Origin of the sequence: Burkholderia sp. KCJ3K979 (genome assembly GCF_016759955.1) — a bacterium.
GTDB classification, from domain to species: Bacteria; Pseudomonadota; Gammaproteobacteria; order Burkholderiales; family Burkholderiaceae; genus Burkholderia; species Burkholderia orbicola.
In genome coordinates this window covers 1-6,864 of record NZ_JACFYV010000292.1, presented here as the reverse complement: position 1 = coordinate 6,864, position 6,864 = coordinate 1, and the positions used below count along the sequence as shown (strand labels likewise).

The 6,864-nt window shown below is 68.0% G+C and carries 8 protein-coding genes; 2 read left to right on the top strand and 6 right to left on the bottom strand.

The features are described 5' to 3' along the window. Positions 1–547 (bottom strand): thioredoxin family protein (locus H3O04_RS32800; protein ID WP_202589268.1); only part of this gene is annotated, 547 nt, incomplete at its 3' end. A gap of 235 nt (positions 548–782) precedes the next feature. On the opposite strand from H3O04_RS32800, the gene H3O04_RS32795 reads away from it, so the two are divergent. After that, the gene (locus tag H3O04_RS32795) at positions 783–1,523 is read left to right on the top strand and encodes a response regulator (RefSeq protein ID WP_006480534.1); all 741 of its coding nucleotides are present in this window, start codon (positions 783–785) and stop codon (positions 1,521–1,523) included. After that, positions 1,520–2,842: an ATP-binding protein gene (locus tag H3O04_RS32790; protein ID WP_006480535.1), complete on the top strand. Its 1,323-nt coding sequence runs from the start codon at positions 1,520–1,522 to the stop codon at positions 2,840–2,842. Before H3O04_RS32795 ends, H3O04_RS32790 begins: the two co-directional genes overlap by 4 nt. A 72-nt stretch (positions 2,843–2,914) precedes the next feature. Here H3O04_RS32790 and H3O04_RS32785 read toward each other — a convergent pair whose 3' ends face one another. The 5 genes from H3O04_RS32785 to H3O04_RS32765 all read right to left on the bottom strand — a co-directional run. Then, positions 2,915–3,526: an alpha/beta fold hydrolase gene (locus tag H3O04_RS32785; RefSeq protein ID WP_202589267.1), complete on the bottom strand. Its 612-nt coding sequence runs from the start codon at positions 3,524–3,526 to the stop codon at positions 2,915–2,917. A gap of 58 nt (positions 3,527–3,584) precedes the next feature. Further along, complete coding sequence (locus tag H3O04_RS32780) at positions 3,585–4,319, bottom strand: metallophosphoesterase family protein (protein ID WP_006480537.1); 735 nt, start codon at positions 4,317–4,319, stop codon at positions 3,585–3,587. Between the two features lie 110 nt (positions 4,320–4,429). Further along, positions 4,430–4,966: a GNAT family N-acetyltransferase gene (locus H3O04_RS32775; RefSeq protein WP_202589266.1), complete on the bottom strand. Its 537-nt coding sequence runs from the start codon at positions 4,964–4,966 to the stop codon at positions 4,430–4,432. Between the two features lie 12 nt (positions 4,967–4,978). Then, a complete protein-coding gene (locus H3O04_RS32770) occupies positions 4,979–5,611 on the bottom strand; it encodes a LysE family translocator (protein WP_202589265.1) in 633 nt (210 codons plus the stop codon). A 317-nt stretch (positions 5,612–5,928) separates the two neighbouring features. Then, positions 5,929–6,864 (bottom strand): RNA-guided endonuclease InsQ/TnpB family protein (locus tag H3O04_RS32765; protein ID WP_202589264.1); only part of this gene is annotated, 936 nt, incomplete at its 5' end.

Below are 6,864 nucleotides of genomic sequence, written 5' to 3'. Positions count from 1 at the left end.
CCGCCTGCGCCAGCGCCCCCCGAATTGCCGCCTCCGTCTTGTCGTACCCGCCTTCGCCATACCGCGTATAGACGATCTTGCCGTTCGCATCGATCAGGTACAGCGCGGGCCAGTACTGATTCCCGTACGCGCGCCACGTGTCGTAGCGGTTGTCCTGCGCGACCGGATAGCGGATATCGAAGCGCCTGATCGCATCGGCCACGTTCTTCGCGTCGCGTTCGAACGGATATTCCGGTGTATGCACGCCGACCACGACGAGCCCCTGGTCGCGATATTTCCGATACCAGTCGTTCACGTACGGAATCGTATGAATGCAGTTGATGCACGAGTACGTCCAGAAATCGACGAGCACGACCTTGCCGCGCAACTGGTCGAGCGTCAGCGGCGCGCTGTTGTGCCAGCGGTCGATGCCGGTGAAAGCGGGCGCCGTCATGCCGGCCGGCGCCACCTGCACGCCCGCGTCGTCGCGGGTGCCGGCGAAGGCGGCGAGCCCGGCCGTGGCGGCGAGGGCGATGACGAGGGCGGCGGTCTTGAGGCGGGGCAGCATGGCGTTCTCCTGATCTTTGCGGGCCGCGGCGCGAGGGCGGCGGCCCGACGGGTTTCGACAGGCCCCATTAGGCGGCGCCGACGTATCTGCGATGTGTCCGGCCCGCCGCGCGTGTGCAACGTTGTGTGTCGCCACGCTGGCGCGATACATTGGGATACAAACGCGTGCCCGCCGTGCGGTATAACAGCGGACATCGCCCCCGCCCGAACCCCGACACCGATACCGGCAACGACTCATGGACAAGATCGACCACGTGCTGATCGTCGACGACGATCGCGCGATTCGCGAACTGATCGCGGACTACCTGGAAAAGAACGGCATGCGCGTGTCGCTGGCCGCGAACGGCCGCGAGATGCGCAATGCGCTGGATGACGGCGCGCCCGACCTGATCGTCCTCGACCTGATGCTGCCCGGCGAAGACGGCCTCACGCTGTGCCGCGACCTGCGCGCCGGCAAGTTCCGCACGGTACCGGTGCTGATGCTGACCGCGCGCGGCGAGGAAACCGACCGCATCATCGGCCTCGAGATGGGCGCCGACGACTACCTGGCCAAGCCGTTCGCGGTGCGCGAGCTGCTCGCGCGAATCCGCTCGGTGCTGCGCCGCGCGCGCATGCTGCCGCCCGGCATGCAGGTGACGGAAACGGCCGCGCTGCTCGCGTTCGGCGAATGGCAGCTCGACACGACCGGGCGCCATCTGCTGGACACCGAAGGCACGCTGGTCGCGCTGAGCGGCGCCGAATACCGGCTGCTGCGCGTGTTCCTCGACAATCCCCAGCGCGTGCTGACGCGCGACCAGTTGCTGAATCTCACGCAAGGGCGGCAGTCCGACCCGTTCGACCGCTCGATCGACCTGCTCGTGAGCCGGCTGCGCCAGCGCCTGCGCGACGGCGCGCGCGAACCGCGCTACATCAAGACGCTGCGCAACGAGGGCTACGTGTTCTCGTCGGCCGTGACCGCCGTCGACGGTACGCCATGAGCGCGCGCGCGCCGTGGCACTGGCCGCGTTCGCTGTTCGCGCGGCTCGCGCTGATCCTGTGCGTGGGCCTCGCGCTCGCGCAGACGCTGTCGTTCTGGCTCACCGTAACCGAGCGCGACCAGGCGACCACGAACCTGATGATGGGCTACATCGAGCGCGAGGTCGCCAGCTCGGTCGCGTTGCTCGACCATCTGCCGCCCGCCGAGCGCACCGCATGGCTGCCGCGTCTCGCGCGGCGCAGCTATGCGTTCATCCTCGGGCCGGGCCAAACCGGCACGCCGCCGGAAGCGCGGCTGTCGGCGCGCGTCGAGCGCTCGATCTCGGACGGCATCGGCGGCGACTATCCGCTGACCGCGAATTCGATCCCCGGCGACCGCGAACATCTGCAGGTGCATCTGCGGCTGACCGACGGGTCGCCGCTGACGATCGACATTCATCCGATGTCGACGGTGCCGCTGTCGGGCTGGCTGCCGGCCGTGCTCGTGGTGCAGCTCGCGGTGCTGGCTGCGTGCTGCTGGCTCGCGGTGCGGCTCGCTACGCGGCCGCTCAAGCAGCTCGCGCAGGCCGCCGACGCGCTCGGCCCCGACCTGAAGGGCGAGCGGCTGAACGAAGACGGGCCGTCGGAGGTCGCGCGCGCCGCGCGGGCCTTCAACGCGATGCAGGACCGTATCGCGCAGTACATGGCCGAGCGCATGCAGATCCTCGCGTCGATCTCGCACGATCTGCAGACGCCGATCACGCGGATGCGGCTGCGCGTCGACGTGATGGACGACGACACGCAGGGCGCGAAGCTGCGCCAGGACCTGCTCGAGATGGAGCATCTGGTGAAGGAGGGCGTCGCGTATGCGCGCACGCTGCACGGCACCGAGGAAGCCGCGCGCCGCATCGATCTCGATGCGCTGCTCGACAGCATCGTGTACGACTACACGGATGCGGGGCAGGACGTCGCGCTGCACAGCCGCGCGCCGCTCGCGCTCGTCACGCGGCCGAAGGCGCTGCGCCGCATCGTCGGCAACCTCGTCGACAACGCGCTGAAGTTCGCGGGCGCGGCCGAGATCGACGTGCAGGCGGCGCCCGACGGCGGCGCGGTGATCGCGGTGCTCGACCGCGGGCCCGGCATTCCGGACGATCAGCTCGACGCGGTGTTCGAGCCGTTCCGGCGCGTGGAGACGTCGCGTAATCGCGAGACGGGCGGCACGGGGCTCGGGCTTGCAATCGCGAAGCAGCTCGCGCTCGCGATGGGCGGCACGCTCACGCTGAACAACCGGCCCGACGGCGGCGGCCTCGAAGCGAGGCTGACGCTGAGGAACGCGGGATGATGCGACGCGGCGCGCGCGCGTCGCGCCTTCAGGTGCGTGCCGAACCGTGCGATGTGTGCAATGGGTGCGGCGTCACACGCGTTGCAGATGCGCGTCAACGAGCGACGCGAGCGCTTGCGCATGCACGGCCGCGAGATCGTGCCGGCCACCCGGCACGACGTGCAACCGCGCATCGGGCAGCCGTTCTAGCAGGCGCCGGCCGGCCGCGACCGGGCTGATCGGATCGTCGTCGCCCCACAGCAGCAGCGTCGGCTGCGCGATACGGCCGATGTCCTGCGACAGGTCCGCACGGAACGTCATGAACCAGTCCGGCAACCGCGGGTTCGCTTCGGCGAAACCGGCGCGCCAATCCTGCGCGCCGAGTCCGGCCATGTCGAGGCCGCCGGACGTGACCGTCAGCACGAGATGCGTGACGAGATCCGGCTTGTCGAGCGCCGCGCGCATCGCGATCACGCCGCCCATCGATTGCGCGATCACGGCGGTCGGCCGGTCGACGGTTGCCAGTACATGACGCACGAGACCGTCGAAATCGTCGACGGCCGGATCGCGCGGCGTGTCGCCGAAGCCCGGGTAGGCGACGATTCGCCGCTCGGCCGGATGCGTGAGCATGCCGGCCAGCGGTTGCCAGAACGCAGTGCTGCCCGATGCGCCGGGCAGGAAGAGTAGTTGCGACGGAACGGGCATGGCGTGTTGATGTTTCTGTAGTTGAGGCGAAGCAGGGTGGCAGGGCGGCGCGAGCGCGTCAGCAGCGGCCCGTGCGCAGCGCGATGGTCCAGTCGTCGCGGCCGCGCGACGCCGCGATGGCGGCGGCCGTATGCCAGTCGTATTCGACCGCATGGAATTCGACGCTCCAGCCGGCGGCGGTGCGCGACACCATCGCGTAGCGGGCGTGCGGCGAGCCCGTCTCGATCCGGTGCGGATGCGGCAGGTCGTCCGCATACGCCTGCAACCCGACGCTGCCCGGATTGACGATCAGCCGGCCGTCGTCGAGCTTCGCGGTACGTGGCACATGCGTGTGGCCGCACAGGATCAGCGAGGCCGCCGTATCGCCCGCGCGCTGCGCGACTTCATCGGGCGTGGCCGCGCGGCAGCCGTCGGGCGTGACCGTTTCGAGGAAGTAGACGAGATCGCTGGCCGGTGTGCCGTGCACCATCAGCACGTCGCCGTCGAGCGTCAGGCGTTCGGGCAGCGCGGCGATCCAGGCGCGATGGTCGGCGCGCAGCGTGTCGTGCGCCCAGCGATCGGACAGCCGCATCGCGTCGCGATCGAGCGTCAGCAGTTGCCGCTCGTGATTGCCCTTGATGGTCGGCAGGTCGAGCGCGATCAGGCGGTCGGCCGTTTCGGCCGGATGGAGTGCGCCGGACACGATGTCGCCGAGATTGACGATCACGTCGGCGCCGCGGCGGCGGACATCGTCGAGCACCGCGTCGAGCGCGGCGAGGTTGCCGTGGATGTCGGAGAGCGCGGCGATTTTCATGGCGGCAGGTCGATGAGGGGAGTGGCGATTGTCGCCAATTCGGCGCGGGTCGTGCAATCGGGTCGTGCAATCGCTTCACGGCATCGGCACGCGATGCCGCGGCGGGCACGTCAGTCGGTCGCGAGGCGTGCGTACATCGCGAAATCGCCCGGCGTGCCGCGCACCATCCTGTAGGCGCGCAGCAGCCCTTCGTAGCGGTAGCCGCACTTCTGCAGCACGCGCGCGGAGCCGGCGTTGCTGGTCAGCACGACCGCCTGCATGCGCATGAAGCCGCCGTGCGTGAACGCCCACGCGGTGACGGCTTCGCACACCGCGCTCGCGATGCCGCGCCCCCAGTGCGACGGCGCGAGGTCGTACGCGATCTCCGCCGAGCGGTTTGCGGTAGACACCGTATGCAGCCCGACCGTCCCGGCGAGCGCGCCCGACGCGGTGTCGACGATCGCGAGACGCCGGATCGAATCCGGATCGGTCGATTCGATGTTGTCGAACATCGGCAGCAGATCGTCGGGCGAGCGCAGGTTCCAGCTCGTGCGACGGAACACGTCGGGGTTCGACAGGTACGCGTACCACGCATCGAGATCCGCGCGTTCGAGTTGCCTGAGCGACAGGCCGGGGAAACCGGCGCGGGGCGGTGCGGCGATTTTCATCGAGCCCGGCGCCTACGCGGCATGGCGCCGGTACAGCGCCAGCGAACCGGCGAGCGCGAGCAGCATCGCGCCGCACGTGCGTTCGAGCCACAGCGCGCCCGAGCGCTTCAGCAGCCGCACCGCGCGTGCGCCGAGCAGCGCGTAGCCGAACATCACCGCGCCGTCGAGCAGCGCGAACGTGACCGCGAGCGCGACGTACTGCGGCGCGAGCGGCGCCAGCGGATCGAGAAACTGCGGCAGGAACGCGGAGAAGAACAGATAGCCCTTCGGATTCGTCACCGCGGTCAGGAAGCTTTTCGCGAAGATCGATGCGTTGCGTCCGGAGGCCGTGCCGCGCTGCGCGACCACGACGTCGAGCGCCCCTTTCGACGTCAGCAGCCGGAGGCCGACATACGCGAGGTACGCGGCGCCGAGCCACTTCACGACCGAGAACCAGAACGCCGACGCCATCAGCAGCGCGCCGAGGCCGAGCGCGACCGCGACGATCAGCACGAAGTCGGACAGCATCGCGCCCGCGAAACCGAACGCCGCGCGGCGCACGCCGTAGCGCGAGCCGTTGGTCAGCGCGAGCAGCACGGTCGGGCCAGGTGTCGCGATGCCGACGAACGCGACGGCGGCGAAGAGCAGCAGGGTCGTTTCATGCATGAAGAACTCCCGGAGGAAAGCGCGCAGCCGATTATCGTCCGCGTCGCCCCGCGCTGTACAGGCGCGGCAGCCGTGACCATGGCCGCGTCCCGACTATCTCAATTTTGACAAGAAACTGTTGTCATTATTCCGCTTTGGAACGGAACCGGTTCCAACTACCATACCGGCCGCAGCGGGCATGCCCGCCGCGTCGTCGCGCGTGAACGTCGCCGGTCTCGCACCGCCGGGTGGATGTCGGCGCGCGCGCTACTCGCAACAGCCCGTCAGAACAATGGGCTCGCCGCCCGGAGACATACAACCTTGACGTCCCCCTCTCCCTAAAGGGAGAGGATTCCCACATCTGGCGATGCACGTCCGCATCGGAGAATGTTCAACGCAGCGTTGGTATCTCGATCATGCTCGACACCACATCTACTGCAGGCCCACTCTCTTATTCGCAGTCCCGCGATACCTTTCGGCCGCGTCGTGCTGTCTTTCGATCCGCACGACGAACAGGACTGGGTCGAACCGCTTTCGTCGACTTCCTCGAACGTGGCTCCGTGCGCCATCGCTTTGTAACGGAGTTTGTTTCGGAAGGACGACCAGGATGCGTCGTAGACGCTCTTCGCCATCCTGGTTCTGGCGAGTTTTGCGGCCGACACGTTGCCGACCGCGATGTAATCGAAGCGCCGCACCAGATCGAGCGCGAGCTTGTGCTGGAAGTCGGCGCGGGCATTGGCGATCTTTGCGTGCAGCTTCGCGATATGTCGCTTGTGCTTTCGTGCTCGCTGCGCTTTCGCCAGATTTTCCGCCGCTCGTCGACCGAACCGGTCATTGGGCAGCTTCTCGCCGGTCGAAAGTGTGGCGAAGTCTTTCAGGCCGAGATCGATGCCAACACCGGAGCGAATCGGGCGAGCCTGAACATCCGGCATCTCGATCACGATATTGAGAAACCAATTACCACGCGCGTCCTGCGCGAAGTTGCTCCCGTCCTTGATCTTGCCTTCGGGAAGCGGTCGACTGTTGAACACGCGAAACGTGTTGCCGGCGAAACGAAACGCGTCGCCCTCGCGCTTCAGGTCACGCCCCTTCAGCGGCACCCAGCCCAGCGATTTCCTGCCGCGATAGCGCAGATAAGGGCGTCGACGCTGACTGCGCGACTTCGCATATTGCTCGCACGTCGCGTTGACCGTGCCGGAGTGAATACCGAGTTCCTTGCTGCTGCCGGTCGTCAGCACGTTCAGGTCGAATCCTGTAGGCCACTTTTTGCCCCA